Here is a 20,055-nt window from a genome sequence, read left to right on the forward strand (position 1 = left end):
GAGGGCACACTCCCACTAGACTGGCCACAGCCTCGGCAATGATCTTGGAAGGACTCATATGCGATCCACTCTGATGCGACGCGTGGCGCGCCTGCTGGGCATGTCAGCCTGCACGTTCCTAGTTGCTGGTAGCGCCTCCACGCTGATGGCGACACCTGCACTCGCTGACAGCGCCTATGTCACCATTGGCGAGAGCGTCATCTTCGGAGACACCGGATTCATCAAATATGAGCTCAACATTATTGATTCTTCTCAAACCATGACCGAAGAGGCATGCCGTTCTCTACCCCAGTCGAAAGCCAGCGCGGAAACAACCTTCTCAAACGACAAAAACCTGTCATATTGCAGGATTAGCGCAACGATCGTGGGTGATAATCCCTACCTAGCGATCAATAAACAGGGCGATTTCACCTTTGCCGCACGCCCGGTAGCCCCTGAGGACCTCCATCTTTCTTTCCCCGCAGATACAGATTTCAAGGGCATGCGTTCGATCACTTTCAGCGCACCGAACGCCGCAGTTACCCAGCTTTCATCAGGGGGTAATATTGACGGTGGTTTTAATCACTGGGTTATTGTTAAGTGGAGCGGCGATGCAGTAAATGCTCCCGTCGCAGCTATTGGCACGCTCAAGGTGCCCTCAAATTTCCACCCGATTAGCCGCATGAAGCTCGGGGATATTTCACCAGTTGATGTACCTAGCGACCTCACGACCGTCAATCAAGCGACCTCGGCTCCCACCAAAGCCACACCGCGGAGTACAACACGTTCTCAGAATTCAAGCTCCACGCCTGACGTCGTTTCTTTTTTCGACACCGTCTTGAGTTCGCTTCAAAAATACGGTGGCCTTCCGGCAGCCATCATCTTTATCGCGATTGTCTGGGGCTTTGACTCGCTCAAAAAGAAAAAGAAGAAGAAGCAAAAGAAAGCAGAGCCGTCGCCACTCAGTATTCCCCAGTACTACGAGCCAGCTCGACCGCCTGCCCAGGCAAGCTCAGAGAATCTTTTTGATGTGAGTTCTCAGCCTGTTACCGAGGCCGAGGCCGAGGCCTCCACAGCGCTCCCCCATCCCGAGCCCTCCCCATCCCCTACCCCGCTTGGACACAATCCCTTCTCCTTAGAGTCTGTGTCCAGCACCCCGGACATTCCTTCGATTCCCGAGGCAGCATCGGCAGCCGAGGCTGCGGATGATCCTTTCGGGTATTCTCCTTCCGCGCAGGGCGGAACTTCATCAAGCAAAGCCTCAGAGGGACGCAATCGTTTTGCGCCACCGGAGGAATGACCCCGGATGCACGGGGTCACAGCAGCAAAACATCAAGAAAAACTAAGGAATTACTCATGAGGACATCTACTTCCAGACGAAACCGCATTTTGCTCAGCATTACGGCCTGTGTGCTCATGATTTCCTGTTCCTTATTCGGGGCAACGCCCACTCATGCTGTTCGCAATCAGGCGGAGATCAGAGAGTTTTTCATTATTTTGTCGGACGGCAATGTCAGCCACACCATTACAGTTATCGACTATTCAAAGACGCTCACCCAAGACGCTTGCGACGCGTCTCCCAAGGTCCAGCAATGGTCTCAGACTCGCTTCACCGATGACTCATATTTGAACCAATGCGAAATTACTACGGATTTTAAGCGTGCAACGAATCCGTACGTTGGCGTCGATCAGGATGGAAAGGTGACCTTTGCTGCGGCTCCACTGGAGCTCAAAGACCTTTCCCTTGGGCTTCCCGAAGACATTTCCGTGATAGCACGTCGAGTTGACTTTACCGGAGGCTACCTGACCATCACAAAGGCCACGAAAGGCTCGGAACTTGTCGAGAGCAACCCCATCAAAGATTCCGTGAGATGGATTAATGACTTCGATTCGGTTGTCGGTGCCGAGGGATATATCCAAGGTTCTTCTTCTTATTCCCACCCGATTGAGCGCAAAGATTTCAACGAGCTTACGGCTGTTCCAGTACCGACCGAAATGACAGATTTCCCGCATACACGCACCATTGCTGCGCCGACGCCATACACTCCTTCGTCTACAGCTAGCTCATACACTCCTTCGTCTACAGCAAGCTCGCCATCACCCTTTAGTCTTGAGTGGCTGATCAACCGGGTCATCAACCCCGTAATCGGCGTGGGACTGGGGGGTTTTTTCGTGTGGTGCATGTGGTGGATACTGAAGAAGGGTCTAGAACGAAATAAGACTCAGGCGGGGCCCCTTGCCTCCTCCGACTACCAAGCTCAGTCTTCGACACCCCCCACGCCTACCCCGACTGTTCAAGAACCTCACAATCCTTTCGATTCGGAGTGGCGTAGTCCTTCGGCTTAAATCGACCGTTACCGCTCGCACATCCTTGAATCTAAGCTCACCTTGAGGAAATTTATGCACCCCTATCACCGACTACTTCACCGCCTGCAGACTGGGACGGCTGTGTGCGCTTCTGCCATCGCACTGTCGCTTTTCACCGCTACCCCCGGCTATAGCGCAGAAAACGAAGTAAAAATTGAGGAAGTCTTCACAATTCGGGAACCAAATTCGGTCAACTATCAGGTAACGGTGCATGATTTCTCGAAGACGCTGACTGAAGAGTCCTGCCAGGCTTCTCCCGTTGCACTGGATTGGTCCTCGGTGACCTTTACTCAAGCAACATATTCGAACGATTGCACGATCCGCACGGAATTTAACCGATACGCGAATCCCTATGTCGGCATCGACGAAGACGGGAAGTTAACATTCGCTACTTCACCACTGACCTTGGAGAAGCTGTCTTTGGGTCTTCCCGAAAATACAGTCGTTTCACGTCAGAGTGTCACGCTTTCAGGGTTTTACATGCGTTTCATTAAAACCAGTAGCGGCGCTCAGATGGATGACAGTAACCCCAACTTCAGTACCGTGGAGTGGCTAAATATTCACACACCCACCTTTGCTGCTGAGGGAATTGTAGAAAAAGCGAAGGATTTCCACACCATCGAACGTAAAAACTTCAATGGGGTTGTTGCAGTCCCCATGCCAACAAATCTTCAAGATGCTCAGTATGCGCGTCGGGCTACCGCTACAAGTTCACCCACGACTCAATCAGAATCGTCCTCGTCCCCCGGATCATTCACTCGACTGGTTCTGGCGCTGACGGTGGGCATCTTATTTCCGGCATCTGTGATCATCATCTTGCGTACATGGTTCGACAGACGTTTGAAGCGCAAGGCCAAAACGAAGACTCCCACACCTCCGTCCCCCTTCAGTTCCTCTTCTATCCCAGGCACGATGGGGCCATCTGCTCGCACTTCCCCAAATCCTTTCGCAACGGATTGGGAAGGTGAAACAGATACAACAGGCGATGCTCAGGGACACTTCGAAAAACCGGGTTCCGCATCCACTGAATTCCCCGGAGCTCATGGGGATTCACCGCGAAATCCCTACGGACCGCCGACTAGTTAAGCACTCTGCTTCAGCATTTTTGCCACACTAAAACAATTCGATATGCTTGCAGCAGCTTGATTCAATTTCGAAGGATGTCTCAATGAAGCGTTTGTACTCGACGGCAGCCGCACTTGTGCTTGCCGGAGCGCTCGTGCTCCCAACAGCAACGACAGCACACGCAGCTAATTCAGATCTGACTGTCTCCGTGACTTTGAGCGTCTATAACAAGGGAAGCGTCGGCAAGGCCTTCGATATCTACGACCGTTCCAAGCAAATCGATGAGGGAAAATGTAAATCCTTCTCGAATGGGAACGGCGACTACCGCATCGAATTCGCACAGGGTGATAACTTCACCCGATGCTCGGTCTTCCCTCCCTTCGAAAGCGGAGATGCCGTCGGAAAGTACTATTCGCTGACCGAGCAGGGCGATTTCACCTTGGTCTATTCCGCAGACCAGCTGATGAAAGAAACTGACTTCCTGGGCCGCCAGCGCGATATTGGTTTCATCAATGTCCGCCCACTGGTATTCGATCTTGATACTGCCTCCGAAGGTGCCCAGTTCCACGATGAAGACCGCGCAAAGCGTGGCACCGACGAATACTCGCCGGTTAACCAGATCGTGACGTGGCAAAAGCCCACCGGAAAGGTGGCAGTCCACGGTAAAAAGACGAAGTCCTATGAGGGCCCCGCGACAGTGAATGGGCAATTTGGAACTGATATTCCTACCCTCAGCCCACTGCCCGAGCCTGCTCCTGAACCAAGTGCGCCTGACCGCAACCGCACCGCTCCTTCGACTCCGACTTCTTCTTCGTCCTCATCGTCACTCATCTGGATTATCGGTGGCGTTGTAGCCGGTGTCTTGGTGGTTGGAGCACTCGTTATTTTCGTTCTTCGCAGCCTTTCTTCCGCGTCTAAGGATGCTGACCAAGCATCGGGAGACGAACAGGCACAGGCAGCAGCTTCGTCGAGGCGCGAACGAACTCGTGAGGATAAGCGTCGCGAGCGCGATGAGCGAAAGCGTGCAAAGGCAGCAGCTAAGGCAGCTCGTCAGCAGAGCAGCGCACCCGGTGCGATTCCTCAGGGTTCGGCTCCGCTGGGCACAGCTCCTCAGAGTGCCGCTCCCGCTACTTTCCAGGCTCCTACTCAACCTGCAGCTCCTGCGCCTCAGCCCGCGGCCCCTGCAGCTCAGGCTACTTCTCAGCCCGTAGCCGCTGCTGCCCCGGCTGCCGTTCCGCCTGCTCAGCAACAGGCCGCGCAGCCTCAGACTCAGGCCCCCGCAACGCAGTCTCAAGCGGCGGCAACACAAGCCGCTGCACCGCAGAAACAGCCCCAGGCACCTGCAGTGCACATTCCTCCGGCACCGAAGTCAGAGCCTTCGCCCGCCCGTCATTCTGCGGTTTCCCAGCCCGAAGCTCAAACACCGAAGCAATCGGCACCTTCCGTACAACAGACAGCTGAACCCGCACAGGCAAAGGCCCACGTGGACGAGCAAGCGGCTGCAGCGGCCTCGACCCCTGCACCAGTTGCTCCAGCACCAACTGCTTCTACGCAAGCTACTCAGGTGCCAGCCGCACCGGCTCCTTCTGTGCAAGCTACCCAGGCTCAACCTACCCAGGCACCAGCTGCTCAGTCACAGCCTAGGCAAGGCTCGCAGCAGCAGTGGACGCAGCCTCAGCCTGCTCAGTCCCCCGCGCCCCAACCTGCTCCGCAGCAATGGGGACAGACCCAAGCACCTCAAAGTGCTCCTCTTGCAGCACCACAGCAGTGGGGACAACGGCCGCAGCAACAGCAGCAACCTGCCCCGCAGCAGTGGGGACAACGGCCACAACAGCAGCAACCTGCCCCGCAGCAATGGGGACAGCAGGGATATGCTCCCATTCCCAGCCAGCAGCAGGCGCCTCGTCAGCAATGGGGGCAGCCGCTTCCTCCTCAACAGCAGCAACAGCAAGGTATGAGCTTCCGCGGTCAAAGTGTTGTTCCCCCGGCTCCGCAACAAAGCCAGCAGCCCCAGGCTCAAGGCTCCCCTTACGGTGCTCCTCAGCAGTGGGGACAGCAACCTGCACAGGGCCAGCAGCCCGGCCAGAACCAGCAATGGCAGTCGCAAAGTCAGGTTCCAGCTCAGCAGCAGTGGCAGCAGGGCGGCCAGCCTTCTCGCAATCCCTACGGACCTGCTTCACAGCAGGGCCAGCAGTGGGGCGGACAACCCGCACAGCAGCCCTACGGAGCTGGACAACAGCAAGGCCAGCAGTGGCAACAGTGGCAGCAGGGACAGTCCGCTCAGCAGGCACAGCAGTGGGGTGGACAACCCGCACAGCAGCCCTACGGCCCCGGACAGCAACAGGGGCAGCAGTGGCAGCCTCAAAACGGTCAGGGCGCCCAGAATGGGCAGCCTGGCCAGCCCGGCCAACCGCAGCAGGGCCAGCAGCCCGCTCAAGGACAGCAATGGCAGCAAGGCCAGCAGCCAAACCCCTGGGCACAGGGACCCACGCAGCAATAATGAGCGAGTGAGCTCAAGGATAGGTTGAGGGCTTGGTATCACGTGATACCAAGCCCTCAACCTCTTTGTAGAAACCTTTAACGCGTTCTTCCCTCCATTAAGAACGCGCCAGAAGACCTCTACTCGATTACCTTCTCAAAAGACCACACGGGCACATCGTTCCCGTCTAATGACACCGAGTGCTCGCCAACGATTCTGTATCCCGCACTCGAATAAAAGTGTGCATTCCTTGGGGTACAGGTAATAAATGCGAGGCAGCCTCCTCCATGGGAACGGATATATCCTTCAATCCCACGTTCGAGGAAAAGCCTGCCAATACCTCGGTGTTGAAATTCCGGATCAACCGCGATCACCGTCAGGAACCACTGAAAATCCGATGCTTTGCGGACAACTGAATCGGCGGCCTCGGTAAAAGAGAAGAAACGCACCAAGCGATCAAAGCGCATGTATCCAAGGAGTGGCCTGCAGTAGCGCAAGTACTCAAGCAGCCCTGGCGGGCGGCGGTTCAGCAGCGCAACGCCAAGGATTTTCCCCTGATCTTCTAAGACTAAAACCGTGTGATAACGCACGAATACGCGAATCATGACGCCATGGAGATCACGAATCCAGTCGGGAAACTTTTCGGGTTCAGCAAGTAGCCCTTTCACCGCCGTGTGAAGAGGGTAATTTTCGAAGGCTGCACCCGCGAGATCAGCGAGTTTATCTACCTGATCTTCGCGCGCAGAATAAACGTGCATGGCCTTCCCCGATCGTCGGTTCCTCATGTCTGAGTATGAGTGGATACTGAGGTTTTGACGCTACTGCATCAACCTGCACCCGTACTTTCTAGAGTCAGTATGAATGCAGAACAGCGCACTCGCAACAGTTTGCATTCATAAATGTATCGGGAATTTTTTGAGGAAATTTCAGGCGGGTTTCCGATCATCCTTCCTAGCGCTAACCTGAAAATATGTGGCTTCTCTTTGCCTGAGGTTCGGCATTCTTCGCTGGCATCACCGCTGTATTTGCGAAGCTCGGAATCCACGGCCACGATTCAGCACTCATGTTGCGTGAACACGTCTCGGGACGGTACCTATTGGGGATCGCTAGTATGTGTGCTGGGGCCGTACTGATGGTCATCGGCTAGCCCGAGGAGGGAAAGTTATGCTGCGCCGCGCAACACTCGAAGATGCAGACGCTCTGTCCGCGCTTGCGTCCACGTGCTTCACGCAGACTTTTGGCCACCTCTATGCACCCGACGACCTTGATCGTTTTATTCACGAGGCCTACTCCCCCGAGGTCCTTCGCGCAGAGCTTGCGGATCCGAAGCGCCCGACCTGGTTGCTTTTCGAGGAGCTTTCCATGGACGCCGAGAGCGCTCCCTCCCCCGCGCATGTGGACGAGGGCTCGGAAGGCAAACTGATTGGCTACGTGACCGTTTGCCCCGCACACCTCCCCCACCCCGAGGTCAAGGAGGGTGACGGAGAAGTGCAACGCCTGTATTTGCTACGGGAATACCAAGGCGGCGGGCGCGGTTCCCGGATGCTTGAGCATGCGTTGAATTGGCTCGAGGCAGACGGGCCGCGAACACTGTGGATTGGCGCATGGAGCGAGAACTACGGCGCACAGAGGCTGTACGGTCGCTACGGTTTCACGAAGGTCGGAGAGTATTCATTTATGGTTGGCGATCACGCTGACCGCGAGTTCATTTTGCGGCGCGATGCCGCGGTTCAGGAGTCCTAATGAAGACAGCACACTGGCATGCACTTTTGCTCGCCGGAGCAGGAGTTATGCATTTCAAGGCGCCGCAGGTTTATGACGCAATTGTGCCCCGTAGTCTCCCGGGAAACGCGAGAACGTACACTTTGGCAAGCGGCGCTGCCGAGTTGGCAATTGCCGCTGGCCTTGCGCTTCCATTGACGAGGCGACTGGCTGGCTTGGCCGCGAGCGCACTGTACGTTGCCGTCTTCCCTGCAAACATCAAGATGGCCATGGATTATCGCAAGGAAGGCAAGCCTGCGGCCGCACAGGCACTTGCGTATGCTCGACTACCGCTTCAGATTCCTTTGATTCGCGGGGCGTGGAGGGTGTTTCGAGGGAAGTAGAAGGCCTCAGTTATTAGCCTGCTTCCACTCCGCGGCATCGAGACCCGGAGGAGGGAGCTGACGCAGGTGCTGCTTGAGTCGATTGGCCTGAGTTTGAAGCGAAACGAAGGTCATGCCACCCGAAATCACTCCGCCGATCAAGGGAACGATCTTTGACACGGTTTTTGCCATACTCTGTTTCGTGACTGAAACACCAATGAACTTCAGAGACTTCTTGACGACCGGATACCACGTTGTCTTCATAAGGGCTTTGCGCGCGATCCTCTTTTCGATAGCCGGCGCAACGATCACTCGCGCAAAGTCGCGTAGTGACTCCGCAGCTCCCGCAACTCCCAGCATGACGCCGAAGAAGAGGCCCATTTGAGCGATCGTCTCATCATCGACATCGTCCAAATCCGTTAAGAATTCTTTCCACCCGTACAGGTAGGCAAGCTTTTGCATGATTCGCAGCGAGTGAACGTAGTACTGAGTGAGGTCGGCAGGAACGGTTCCGAGCATCGCGAAGCCACCGGGGATTCCTGCAGCAAAAGAGAGCGCGGTAGATTTCTTCGTTTCGAATGAGATCGCGTCATTTGCCAGTTTGTCCAAAGACTTGCGCGAAACTCCCGCCGAGAGTGGATTGCTGGCAATAGCACACTCAATCTCGGCATCACTTAGATGAAGCTTTCGCAGTTCCTGGCGCAAGAAGTCCTCGCGTGAGATCCGCACTCCCCGCAGGCGAACGAGCTTCTTTAGAAAGAAGACCGCGTAGACCGAGGCCTGCTGATCCTGGTCTGAAGATGCCTCAGAAACCAGGGAGACAGCACCGTCTTCCTCGATGATTTCACCTTCGATGATCGGCTCGACAACGAGCTCGTCTTCGCCTTCAACATTCCTCTGGGCCATTCTTGTCTCTTTTCATTCAGTGACACCGGAAAAGGTAGTGAAACTCTACTGGAGCTTTTCCGATAGTGGAGGATTCCAACGAGATCATTCTTGTTGGCTGTAGTGGGCCTGTAGCGCATCCGCCGTGATTTCAACGATGTTTTGCAGGAAGGACTGATCCTGCATGTATGACTGGATCTCCTGATTTTCCTGGCAAGTACGAAGCATTGCGATGCCGACGGCGTTACTGAAGTCAGCTGACGCCTTCAGTTGGCTTGAACTGTTCTTTTTCGCCATAGCCTGCGCTGCTTCGTCCTCGCCTAGGAAACCCCAGAAGGTGGTGATGAACCCGGCGACACTTCCCTCGGTCACATCGACGTTCCTGGCTCGGAACATCTCATTAACGCGGTCGATGACTTCAGCGAGAGGTCCCTTCGCGGGGGCCTGGCTGCCGCGGTATTCGCCGTCGAAGCCTGGAAGTGCCATCGGCTCACTGCTGCCCTCACTGAGGGAGTGATCCTCGTTAATGGCGGAGGGAACGAGCTGTACACCCGAAAGTTGTACACCCTCGAGATAGGAGTCGTCGTATTGCTTCCCTTCCATGTGCAGGTTTCGCGACAGGAGGGTAGCCAAGATGGCGCGCTTGTGCAGGTTCGGGTCCTGGTAGTCGACGATTTGGCTGAGAAACTGCCATGCGTTTCGGTAGCTAATTGTGTCGGCGCGAAAGCTGCGCAGGGAATCCTTGAGTTCGTTATCCTTACATGAGCTAGCTCGCCTCCATTCGCTCTGCCATCGGTCCTTGATGGGCCCCAATGCCCGTGCGATGGCTTCGCCGCCTGCGTCACTCAGGTACGCATCGGCGACGGCTTCCATTTCAGGCAACGTGTAGATGCCGGCAGTGTCGAGGCGTTCGGCGATCGTGATGAGTGAGTTCGGGTCGACTTCCCCGGCCACGTGCGCGTCCGAGTAGTACATCTTGAAGTCTTCTTCGATGCTGGCCGGGGTGTTCTGGAAGTCGACGACCATGGGCGCCGTCTTGCCGGGGTAGGTGCGGTTCAGGCGCGAGAGGGTCTGAACGGCGGCGATACCGGACAGTTTCTTATCCACGTACATTGCCATAAGGCGGGGCTCGTCGAAGCCGGTCTGGAACTTGTTGGCGACGATGAGGACCTTGTAGTCCTCATCGCGGAATGCTCGGGCCGTGTCGCCGCGCCCGTTGAGCGAGGCCTCGGTGACAGTTTCGCCGTCGTCGGATTCCAGAGAGCCGGAGAAGGCGACGAGGGGACGAATGTCGGTGTAACCCTGCTTGTCGATGTAAGAGTTCATTGCCTCGAACCAGCGGTAGGCCTCGCGGCGTGAGCTGGTGACGACCATCGCGCGGGCGTTGCCGGCGAGCAGGGGTTTGACATTGCGTTGGAAGTGTTCGACGACGACCCGTACTTTCTGCGCGATGGCGGTGGGGTGCAGGCGGGCAAATTGCACGATCGCAGTGACGGCATGGCCCGTGTCGACCAGGGTTTCTTCCTCGGAGTTCTCGAGCTCGTTCTTGACGCGCAGGAACATATCGTAGGTCGAGTAGTTGGTCAGCACGTCAAGGATGAAGCCTTCTTCGATGGCTTGGGCCATCGTGTAGGTGTCGAAGGCTCGCCAGTTGCCGTCCTCGTCCTGGGTGCCGAACAGGCGCAGGGTCTTGGCTTTTGGCGTGGCGGTGAGCGCGATGAAGGTGATGTTGCTGGAGGCGGCGATGGCCGAATCCTTGGCGGCGAGCAGTTCGTCGGCGCTCACGTTCTCGGGGTCTTCCACGTCGATGTCGGCGAGGAGGGCCTTGAGGCCCCTCGCACTGGACCCAGACTGGGAGGAGTGGGCTTCGTCGGCAACGACCGCCCAGTTGCGTCCGCGCAATTCGGAGGTGTCTTCGATGAGCTTCATGACCTCGGGGAAGGTCTGGAGCGTGCAGGTGATGATGTGGTCGCCTTCGATGAGGGCTTTCTTCAGCTGCGGGGATTTCGCGCCCGATTTTTCACCGACGGGGACGACCAGTCCGTTGGAGGAGTGGACGAGGCCCATGTCGCCTCGGATGTTTTCGTCGAGGACGGTGCGGTCGGTGACGACGATGACGGAGTCGAAGGTGGAGTTCGCCTGGGAGTCGACGTGGCGGATGAGGCGGTGGCTGAGCCAGGCGATGGTTTTGGTTTTGCCGGAGCCCGCGGAGTGCCAGACCAGGTAGCGTCCGCCGGGCCCCGTCGCTTCGATGTCGCCGATGATGCGTTCGACAGCGCGCAGCTGGTGGAAGCGCGGGAAGACCAGGCGCCCGTCGTCTTTCCTGCCGCGTCGGCCGGGCTCGTAGAGTGCGTAGTCCTTGAGGATGCGCATAAAGGTGGGGCGGGCGAGGATGTCGCGCCACAGGTAGTTGGTGGCGGATCCGCTCGCCGAGGGCGGGTTGCCTTCGTGCCCATTGTTTCCCTGGTTGAAGGGCAGGAAGACGGTGTTTTCGCCGGCGAGTTTGGTGGTCATGAAGACGAGGTCGTTCGAGACGGCGAAGTGGACGAGGGCGCGCCCGGGGGCCAGGAGGGGGCGGTTTGCGCCGGGCTTGCGGTCGTCCTTGTATTGGCGGATCGCGTGGTGGACGGACTGGGTGTTGTCGGTTTTGAGTTCCATCGTGACGACGGGGATGCCGTTGGCGCACAGGACAACGTCGATGGACTCGTTGGTGGTGGCGTCGAAGCGGACTTGACGCATGACGCGCAGGCGGACGGCGTCCGAGGCTTCGGCGACTTCGATCAGCTCGGGGTTCGCGGGCGGGAATTCCATCATGGGGCCGAACTTGGCGGCAGGGCGGCCGATTTGGGCGTAGGTGAAGCCGGTGCGCAGGACGCCGAGGAGGCCTCCCACGGGTTTCCCTGCCGTGTCGATGCGGGTCGCTTTACTCAGTTCCTTCGTCAGGTGGGCGAGGAGGTCGCGCTCGGCTTTGTCTCGCTGCCCGTTCGTGAGGTCCGCGGGGATCGCCTTGTCGTATTCGTCCGGGTACTGGGTGGACAGCCAGTGGAGCACGTCGCCGGGGACGAGGGCGAGGCGCAGGTCCCAGCCCGCCGCGCGGGTGTCTCCTTCGTCCTGGTAGAGCCAGCCGCGCTCGCCCAGTTCGGAGCAGATGGTGGATTCGAATTCGTATTCGAGGATCTGATCGTGGCTCATGCGGGGACCTTCTTTCGTCCGGTGACGACATCGGTAATGAGGGCGGCCCGGCGCTCGACGAGGAGTGCCTTGAGGTCGGCGACCTTGGCGAGCATGGCGTCGATCCTGCCGGTCACCTCGTCGAGGTGGTCGGCAATGCGTCGATGCTCGTCCGTGCCGTGGTACGGGATGTGGAAGCCCTCGACCTTTTCCGCGGTGAAATGCGCGAAGGTTGCGGCGTTGCAGGCCATGGCGATTTCTCCCGACTCGAGGGCAGCTTGGAGCGCGTAGACCGTATATCGAGTATCCGCACTCGCTCCGCGCAGGCGAATGATCGAGTTCTGGAAGCCCCAGCCGGGCATATCCTCTGCCAGATAGCCGGCTCGTCCAAATCCAGCACCGCCTTCCACAATGACCGCGTCGCCCGCGCGTAGGCTGAGAGCCTCGGCTTCGTACTCTGAGAAATACATCTCCTTGGTGTCGATCTCGAGGTCGAGTCGTCCTCCGGGTTGAATATGAGCAGCGCGAAGGTAGGGCTGCAGGCGATCGGTCGGGGACTTCGGCTTCGTTTGAAGCATTTTCCCCAGCTTGACGTCAAGCATCAGTCCAATCCCGATGTTACACGAGGACCGCACTGCGGACTGGATCGCCTGCACCCGGCGCAGCCTCAGCTTCTCCGTCAGCTCATCGAGTTTGGAGAGCATAGCGTCGATCTCGCCGGTCTCACGATCCAGATAGCTGACAATCGACTTTTGAATAAGAAGCGGTGGTAACGGGACTCGGATCCGCGCCATGCGCGTAAAATTCGTCGACCACAAGTCATTCACAATCCCTGTTCCCCAGCGGAAGAACTCCTCCTGGAAGGCAACGCTTCTCAGAAGATAATGCCCAAATTTCGCTGCAAGTAATTCGGTTTTTGGAACCATCACTGAGTAAACTGGAGAAACACTCCCCTCATACAGGGAAAGACCAGCTGCGCCTTTTCGATCCGCACGTGAATTAATGACCAGGTCGCCCTTGCGAACAACTTTCCGAAGCACTTCTGAGTTTTGCTTCGCAACGCCCTCTAGTTGAGCTGTGACGCCTAGCTTCCCGACTGATAGTGCGGGAAGCTCCAAAAGAGAAGCACGTTCTGTACGTTCAGCGACGATAGATCCTAGCGCTACCATTTCGAATCCATCACTGTCCAACGCTGAGGCGTAAACCTCTAGACGACTCATTTTCCCCTCACATCCTGGAACATCTGCGAGAGCTCTCCCATGAGTCGCTGCACGTCCGCGTCAATTTCTGCCAGCGGGCGCGGTTCCTCGGGGACGTAGAAGATGCGCGTGAAGGGAATCTCGTTGCCGTCCTTCGCATTGGACTCATCCCACATGGCGCCAGGAGCGAAGGGCAACACCTCGGTGGCCATGTGCTCGTCCAGGTCCTGGTTTACCGGCACACGCTCCACGATCTTCCACCCGTCCGCCAGAACGGGAGCACCCTTACGATCAACAGCAAGCGGCGCCTCTTCCTCGGGGACGGCCATCGCCTTCATGACGGCGTCGATGAGCCCCACCGGCGCCTTGATGCCCTCGGCCTTCGCGCCGGCCCGTATCAGCTCCGGCAGCTCGTTCCACTCGGCCCCATCCAGGCCTCGCAGAACGCGAACCAAGGCCTCGCTGAAGTCGCGGCGAGAGCGCAACGCGTCCACGGCCTCGTCCGAAAAACGCGCCGCCAACCGCGCCTGCTTAAACACCGGAACGTCCCGGAACATGAAATCCCGCGGCGTCAGGAGGCGCGAAATCTCCGAATCCTCGAAACGCTGATAGGCCTGCACCACGGCCTCGCGGTTCACCTCGCTCATCTCGCGCCGCTTATCGCCCATGCCCTTACGCATCGGCTCCCACAAACCCGACGCGTCAAGCAGCTGAATCTTGCCGCGACGCTTGAGCGGCTTATCGTTATCCAGAATCCACACGTATGTCGCGATACCCGTGCCATAGAACATCTGCGTCGGCAGCGCAATAATCGCGTCGATCAAATCCTCATCGAAGAGCCACTGCCGGATCGAATTCGGCCCCGTATCCGAGTTAAACAACGGCGACGCATTCGACACCACGGCCGCGCGCCCACCCGACGGGCTCAACTTCGACGCGCAATGGCACAGGAACAGCATCTGCCCATCCGACTTGCTCGGCAGCCCATGGCTGAAACGAGAACCCGGCACCTGCGCCTCCTCCTTCACAGACGCCTGCTCCACCTCCCAGTCGCCACCAAATGGCGGATTAGACAGGACGTAGTCGAAGGTCTTATCCGCGTGCAGGTCCTCCAGGAGCGTATCCCCCTTCAGGATCGCATCCGGGCGACCTCCCTGAATGAGCAGGTCAGCCTTACCCAGCGCGTAGGCGGAATCCATCATCTCCTGGCCGTAAACCGTGACCTTCACGCCCGGGTTCAGCTCCCGCAGCGCCTCCTGAGCGACCAGCAGCATGCCGCCCGAACCCGCCGTCGGATCATAAATCGAGCGCAACACGTCCTCCCCCGCCAGCGACTCGGCATCCGCAGCGAAGAGCACGTCGACCATCAACTTGATCGCGTCACGCGGCGTGTAGAACGCACCCGCGGCCTTCCCCTTCTTATCGAAAGCCCGATACATGACATCCTCGAAGATGTCGCCCATCGTCGAATCCTCAACGCTCGTCGACCCCAGCGACAGCGTCGAGAAGTGCTTGACCACTTCCAGCAGGCGATTCGCCGCGCTGAGCTTGGCGACCAGCTTCGGGAACTCAAACGCCGTCCAGATGTCCGCGATGTTGTGCGAGAAACCATTGACGTAGCTGAGGAGCGCCCTATCCACGTTATCGTCCACCGACGCGATACGAGCCAGGTTGAACGGAGAAGTGTTGAAGAAGCTCAAGCCAAAACGATTACTCACGGCGATGTCGATCAGGTACGAGGGCATATCGCCCTGAGCCTTCACGAACTCGATAACATCGTCCTTCGTGTCCTCCAACAGGCATTCGAGGCGACGAAGGACCGTGAACGGCAGGATGTAGTCGCCGTACTCCTGGGGTTCGACGACGTTGCGCAGGAACTTGTCAGCCGTGTCCCACACAATCCGGGCGGTGGTTGAGGCTGATGTTGAAGGTTTCTGAATCACCATATGCGTTCCCCTGCACCTTTGACTATACGAAGACGAGACTTCAGAAGTCTACCGCTAAGAAATGCCGAATTTGGTGGTCTTTTAGCGAAAGTCCGCTTTTGGAAACAGCACGTATGGGGGGAAGCTACGGACTTCCATTACGCCACCCACACCTCGTGCGATACAGCTGATCCTCACCCTTCCACCAGGGCGTCCACGAGGCATATCCATCCGCGGAAACCACATCAGACAAAGGCTCAAAACCTTGTTCTTCAAAAGTTTCTGGAATTCAGTCGGCCATAACGTACTTGTCCTTATCGTCGCAATGTTCGCGCACAATCGTGCGGAACTCCGCCAGCGCCCTACTTCCATTTTTCAGGTCTTTAGACAGTTTGACGATTCCGCATATTCTATTGCGAGAATCCTGTTAGGCTCAGAGATGACAGCCACACGCAAGTGATGGGAGGCAACGTTGCCCGCTCCACCTGCATGAGCTTTGTCGCCCCAAACGAGAGATCCGCCCGCCGACGACGAATGAACGATCACTCCCATAGCTTCCGCTCAACGCAATTCAGGCGATATCGATGCGTCACACCCCCAAGCCAAGCTTAAGAAAGTAGCAAAGCTGGTCTCCATCGCCGCAGGTCATCAACACAGATCAATTTTCCGACATATAGAACCCAAAACACTACAAGGAGCAAAGATGCACATTTCACACCTTTCCTTTAAAGGGATTCGTGGATACTCCACGGAAACCTCGTTTGAGTTAAGCCCAACAACTAATTATTTTGTTGGCGAGAACAATAGCGGAAAAAGCTCAATCCTTGACGCTATCTTCTATCTACGGAACGGTACAAGTACACCTGACGAGACTTTCACCATCGGCATTGATAAGTCTTATGTCGAAGCCACGCTGTCCTTCGCGCCCGATGAGGCTAAAGACGCTCTCGGCGATGAGTACAAAAAACTCGAGGACTTCTTTTCTCACAACGGAGACCGGGATACCATTCGCATTCGCCGCCAATCCTACGACGAAGATGTATTAAACAGCCAAACAAAGAAAACTTCTAGAATTACAACAAAGAATATTCTCATACAGAATCCACAAACTGATAAATTCGAAAATCCTACGGGAATCGCTGCACTTGTCCAACGACTGTTTGACACATGCTTCATCTATGCAGACGAGCAAGTCGCAGATCATGCAGATATGGGAAAAACAAAAACCCTTGGAAAGCTAATATCAGCACAGTTGTCAACGATTGAGGAAGGCACCCCCTGGCAACAGTATATCGATTCCCACGCCGCGCTCTTTGAATCAAAGGGGGCTGGGACCGTCCAAGAACAACTTCAGACTACGGCAGAACGCGTCAGCACACTCATGCGCGAACAATACGGTGATACCACTGTCACCTTCGCTTTTACACCTCCAGAGGCGAAAGAACTTCTAAAATCCGGCCAGGTCATTATTTCCGAACCGCAAGAGAAAATTGCTGGGATGCCTCTGGAAAACAAAGGTACCGGCATGCAGCGCGCTTTCATGCTCGCCTTACTTCAAGTGGTTGCCGAGACCTCAACCAACGGTCACTCAGGATCCATTTACGGTCTCGACGAACCGGAAACTTGGCTTCACCCTCGGGCGCAAATACAGCTTAGTAAGGCGCTATCACAGCTTTCAGCCAATGGACGGCAGGTTCTTATCTGTTCTCATTCACCTTATATTCTGAAGAATATTGATAGTATGCAGGACCGCGTCTTTATTGTGGAGCGAACAGAATACACCCATGAGATCAGGCACGAAGAACAACTTCGAACTGACGTCCTCCCTCACATCTCACTGAATGCGATCAACTACTTTGCTTTCAAATTGCCAACAACGGAATTTCTCGACGAACTATATGGAGAATTTCAAGAATCTGTCGGGGGGAAGAATCGTTCACTTAGCGAGAAGCAAATTATCGAGGAGCTGAATCAATGCGGCATACCAACATCGAAACATTGGAAGCGCAACACCGACACCGGCAACAGAGGTGTACACCCGGTTCAAATATGTGTCTATATCAGAAATTATATTCATCACCCCGAGAACAAATGCAACGCTGCATATACAGAAACCGAACTGAAAGCTGCAATTGACGATTTGATTTTAGCCATCATCGAATCCAAGAAGAAGCTGCATAGCCAATCAACATCCACTACGTCTCCGTCTTCATAAGTTGAAGTGGACTCTTTGACACTAAATGTGTCTAAGCGTAGCCGAGCGTAGTACGACAGCTTCACCCCGAACTTGCGTCCGCACACCTGAGGTCTCCCCGACACGCTCGGGGAGACCTCAGCGATGACCGACTCCACAAGCAACTCATCTTCACGGTCAACATCACCTTGAATCATGCTTACCTCTCCTCGCCCTTCCACCACGGCATCCACGAGGCGCATCCATCGGCAGGCGCGGTATTGGACAAGGGCTCAAAACCAAGCTCTGCTGGCGTTTCTGAAATCTGATCGACCAGGAAGTACTTATCCTTGTCGTCGCAGTGCTCGCGAACTATCGTTCGGAACTCCGCCAGCTCACAGTAAAAAACTCCGGTGATTGGATTGCGCTTAAACACCACGATCTTGTAGAGCCAATAGGTAAAGAGCATCACGTTCGCCACCAAGGCAACCACCGCACAAGCAATATTCGCTCGAGGATCCATGGTCGCAAAGTTAAAGATATCCGAGGGAGGCACCAAGGCCTCGGGAAGCAAAGTATTCATCGAAATCCAGAAGACCAGCGTGAAGCAGCGGAACCAGATCCACTGCCCCTTCGCCCAAGTGAACGCGGGGATCGTGCAGGCCAGCAGCAGCGCAAGCGTGCAGTACCACGTGTAGTCTGCCAGCGAGTTGTAGAGGAACGCGTGGTTCCACAGGTCGTAAGCAATGACCCACGGCCACACCATGTCCACCCAGATCAGCCCGCGAACCTTCTGCTTGCCCGGCGAGGTTGCGATGATTTTTCCGAGGCCGGTGATCGTGACGATATTGAGCAGGCCGGCCAGCGCGGAAAGCAGGTTCCAATATCCGCCGATCGTACGGAATCCAGTTTCAGGATCAATACCGACGTGGCGAGAAGACAGGTTCGCTGCAACTTCCTGATACCACTGCATTGAGTGGAGTTCTGCGCTGACGCCTCGCGCCTCGGGCAGGCCTGCTCAGCCGGACCACCACCATTAACTCTCAGATCAGCAAAAGCGCAACCTAAGGAATTCCCCGAGCGCCACGGGCAGCTCATAAACGATCTCACCACGATCTCCGAGAAGCTGACACAGCGTAGGTGACTCACTGCCCGAACAGAAAGCAGTAGCAGTGGGCTGACCGCGCCCTTCGCGACAGCCGGCAACGGCCTCGTTCAGGAGTCGCCCTCTGGCGGCACGAGCCACCGCCGCGCTTCTTCGCAGACCATCTTCAACTGCGAGTTGTCCCGCACGATCTCACGCTGCCGTTCTGCTGGCAGCCCAAGCTCGTACAGGATATTGAGAATTACGACAGCGCTCGTGCTGCTAACAATAGCGTTCAGCTCTTCAATGGAATGACGTGGCGCTTTCCCCTCGTGTGCGAGATCATTGCGAGCTCGCGTTGTTCGCTTCGCCCAATGATCGATGTTTGGCACAAGCTGTCTAACTGCTTCCTGATCGGGACGCGCAGCTAGGGCAAGAAGCCTGTCACAAAGTGTCGGAGAGTTTCTGATCGCTTGTTTGAACCTGCCGCGATATTCTTCAGGAACCTGATCGAGCATCGCGTTACGGATCTCCTCAAACTCTGCCTTAGGGATTGGTTTCTCCTCAATACCGAGTCCTCGATGGAGGGCCTCCGCAGCACCTACTGCCATCAGAAGATTGTTCTCAACAAAATGCGCCGGGGCGTAGCGAAGGCCCAGGATCATATTGATAGCCTCTTGCAATCGAGCTCGCACGTCGCACCAGCGAGGTATGACTTCCTGGAAAGAAAGCATCTCACAGGTAAAGAGGACACTGCGATAATCGATGGCTTTCTCATTATGTTTACCGACCGCTACAGGAGAATACAGCACATTAGCTCGTCGACGCTGCAGAGGCTTCCCCTCTTGCATTCCCGATTCTGTTCCACCAATCTCCAGTTGCATCCAGATAACACCGGCAGGACGGTGCGTTGCCAGCGCAATCAGATCTTGTATCAGTCTCACTGCTTCCAACGCAGTTTTGAGAGCGAACGCCTCAGTCCGAAGGATACGAATGGAAACCGAATCACGCATACGTCCAACTACTTCTCCTCTACGCCACTCAAAAGATGGCAGGAAATAAGCATGCTCAAGGCGATATTCTGTGTCGTTGACTACCGCTGTCTCCATTTCGACTGGCGCCACTGAGAGCATTCCGGTCCCATCAAGCTTTCCATCAGCAGTGCCGAGGAGGGATTTAAACACCGATGATTCAGCCCACAGGCATAAATCATCAACTGAAACTGCGGCCGCCGTAAATACCTCATCTTCATCTCCCCCGATATGTACGCCAATGACTCCCATCCGCGCAATAATGGTTTGTTTTTCTGCATCTTTCATTTGCAAAGACGGGAACCGCTCAGTACTGATAGGAATGCAGTCCAGAAGCGTGACGTCACGAAGCTCGACCTTGCCATGAATAACATCCCATGTCCTCGTACCCTCGTGATAGCACGTAATCCCAGGCGCAGGAGTGGAATAGATGCGATCCTCGAATGCACCAATCAATGAAAGGGAGAGCCCACCTTCTCCGTCATACCGCAAGATGCCGGGCACCCGTTTGTCAGGGAAATCTGGCAACCACCAATGGCCAGTCCATTCGGCAGCTTCGTCAAGATTCAGATGATCGTTGGCCATTGTTCTCCCCGTGATCACGATTCAATTG

At 56.1% G+C, this 20,055-nt stretch carries 13 protein-coding genes and 1 pseudogene; 7 read left to right on the forward strand and 7 right to left on the reverse strand.

Annotated elements, in window-relative coordinates:
* Positions 1 to 58: 58 nt before the first annotated feature.
* From KHW85_RS01125 to KHW85_RS01140, 4 genes are all read left to right on the forward strand, one after another.
* Positions 59 to 1,279, forward strand: a complete 1,221-nt coding sequence (locus KHW85_RS01125) for a hypothetical protein (RefSeq protein WP_291458439.1) — start codon at positions 59 to 61, stop codon at positions 1,277 to 1,279.
* Positions 1,280 to 1,335: 56 nt separating this feature from the next.
* A complete protein-coding gene (locus KHW85_RS01130) occupies positions 1,336 to 2,325 on the forward strand; it encodes a hypothetical protein (RefSeq protein WP_291458440.1) in 990 nt (329 codons plus the stop codon).
* A gap of 54 nt (positions 2,326 to 2,379) precedes the next feature.
* Positions 2,380 to 3,432 carry a hypothetical protein gene (locus tag KHW85_RS01135; RefSeq protein ID WP_291458441.1) on the forward strand — a complete coding sequence of 351 codons (1,053 nt, stop codon included), beginning with the start codon at positions 2,380 to 2,382 and terminating at the stop codon, positions 3,430 to 3,432.
* A gap of 82 nt (positions 3,433 to 3,514) precedes the next feature.
* Complete coding sequence (locus KHW85_RS01140; protein WP_291458442.1) at positions 3,515 to 5,911, forward strand: hypothetical protein; 2,397 nt, start codon at positions 3,515 to 3,517, stop codon at positions 5,909 to 5,911.
* Positions 5,912 to 6,030: 119 nt separating this feature from the next.
* On the opposite strand, the gene KHW85_RS01145 is transcribed toward KHW85_RS01140, so the two are convergent.
* Positions 6,031 to 6,675 (reverse strand): GNAT family N-acetyltransferase, encoded by a 645-nt coding sequence (locus tag KHW85_RS01145; RefSeq protein ID WP_291458443.1) that lies wholly within the window; start codon positions 6,673 to 6,675, stop codon positions 6,031 to 6,033.
* A gap of 379 nt (positions 6,676 to 7,054) precedes the next feature.
* Here KHW85_RS01145 and KHW85_RS01150 point away from each other — a divergent pair, with 379 nt between their 5' ends.
* Both KHW85_RS01150 and KHW85_RS01155 read left to right on the forward strand, forming a co-directional pair.
* Positions 7,055 to 7,633 carry a GNAT family N-acetyltransferase gene (locus tag KHW85_RS01150; RefSeq protein WP_291458444.1) on the forward strand — a complete coding sequence of 193 codons (579 nt, stop codon included), beginning with the start codon at positions 7,055 to 7,057 and terminating at the stop codon, positions 7,631 to 7,633.
* Positions 7,633 to 7,995, forward strand: coding sequence for a hypothetical protein (locus tag KHW85_RS01155; RefSeq protein ID WP_291458445.1), 363 nt, complete (start codon positions 7,633 to 7,635; stop codon positions 7,993 to 7,995). Before KHW85_RS01150 ends, KHW85_RS01155 begins: the two co-directional genes overlap by 1 nt.
* A 6-nt stretch (positions 7,996 to 8,001) precedes the next feature.
* On the opposite strand, the gene KHW85_RS01160 is transcribed toward KHW85_RS01155, so the two are convergent.
* The 4 genes from KHW85_RS01160 to KHW85_RS01175 form a co-directional block, all read right to left on the reverse strand.
* Positions 8,002 to 8,880 carry a hypothetical protein gene (locus KHW85_RS01160; RefSeq protein ID WP_291458446.1) on the reverse strand — a complete coding sequence of 293 codons (879 nt, stop codon included), beginning with the start codon at positions 8,878 to 8,880 and terminating at the stop codon, positions 8,002 to 8,004.
* A gap of 84 nt (positions 8,881 to 8,964) precedes the next feature.
* Positions 8,965 to 12,051, reverse strand: a complete 3,087-nt coding sequence (locus KHW85_RS01165) for a type I restriction endonuclease (RefSeq protein WP_291458447.1) — start codon at positions 12,049 to 12,051, stop codon at positions 8,965 to 8,967.
* On the reverse strand, positions 12,048 to 13,199 hold the full coding sequence (locus tag KHW85_RS01170) for a type I restriction endonuclease subunit S (protein WP_291458448.1): 1,152 nt from the start codon (positions 13,197 to 13,199) through the stop codon (positions 12,048 to 12,050). Before KHW85_RS01170 ends, KHW85_RS01165 begins: the two co-directional genes overlap by 4 nt.
* Positions 13,200 to 13,246: 47 nt before the next feature.
* Positions 13,247 to 15,175: a class I SAM-dependent DNA methyltransferase gene (locus KHW85_RS01175; protein ID WP_291458449.1), complete on the reverse strand. Its 1,929-nt coding sequence runs from the start codon at positions 15,173 to 15,175 to the stop codon at positions 13,247 to 13,249.
* Between the two features lie 682 nt (positions 15,176 to 15,857).
* Here KHW85_RS01175 and KHW85_RS01180 point away from each other — a divergent pair.
* Positions 15,858 to 17,369: an AAA family ATPase gene (locus KHW85_RS01180; RefSeq protein ID WP_291458450.1), complete on the forward strand. Its 1,512-nt coding sequence runs from the start codon at positions 15,858 to 15,860 to the stop codon at positions 17,367 to 17,369.
* Between the two features lie 178 nt (positions 17,370 to 17,547).
* On the opposite strand, the pseudogene KHW85_RS01185 reads toward KHW85_RS01180, so the two are convergent.
* Positions 17,548 to 18,342: pseudogene (locus KHW85_RS01185) on the reverse strand (DUF5692 family protein); the annotation flags it as partial.
* Between the two features lie 200 nt (positions 18,343 to 18,542).
* Entirely contained in the window at positions 18,543 to 20,027 is a 1,485-nt protein-coding gene (locus KHW85_RS01190) for a HEPN domain-containing protein (protein ID WP_291458451.1), read from the reverse strand.
* Positions 20,028 to 20,055 lie beyond the last annotated feature (28 nt).

Source organism: Actinomyces sp. oral taxon 181 (assembly GCF_018370895.1).
Lineage (GTDB): Bacteria > Actinomycetota > Actinomycetes > Actinomycetales > Actinomycetaceae > Pauljensenia.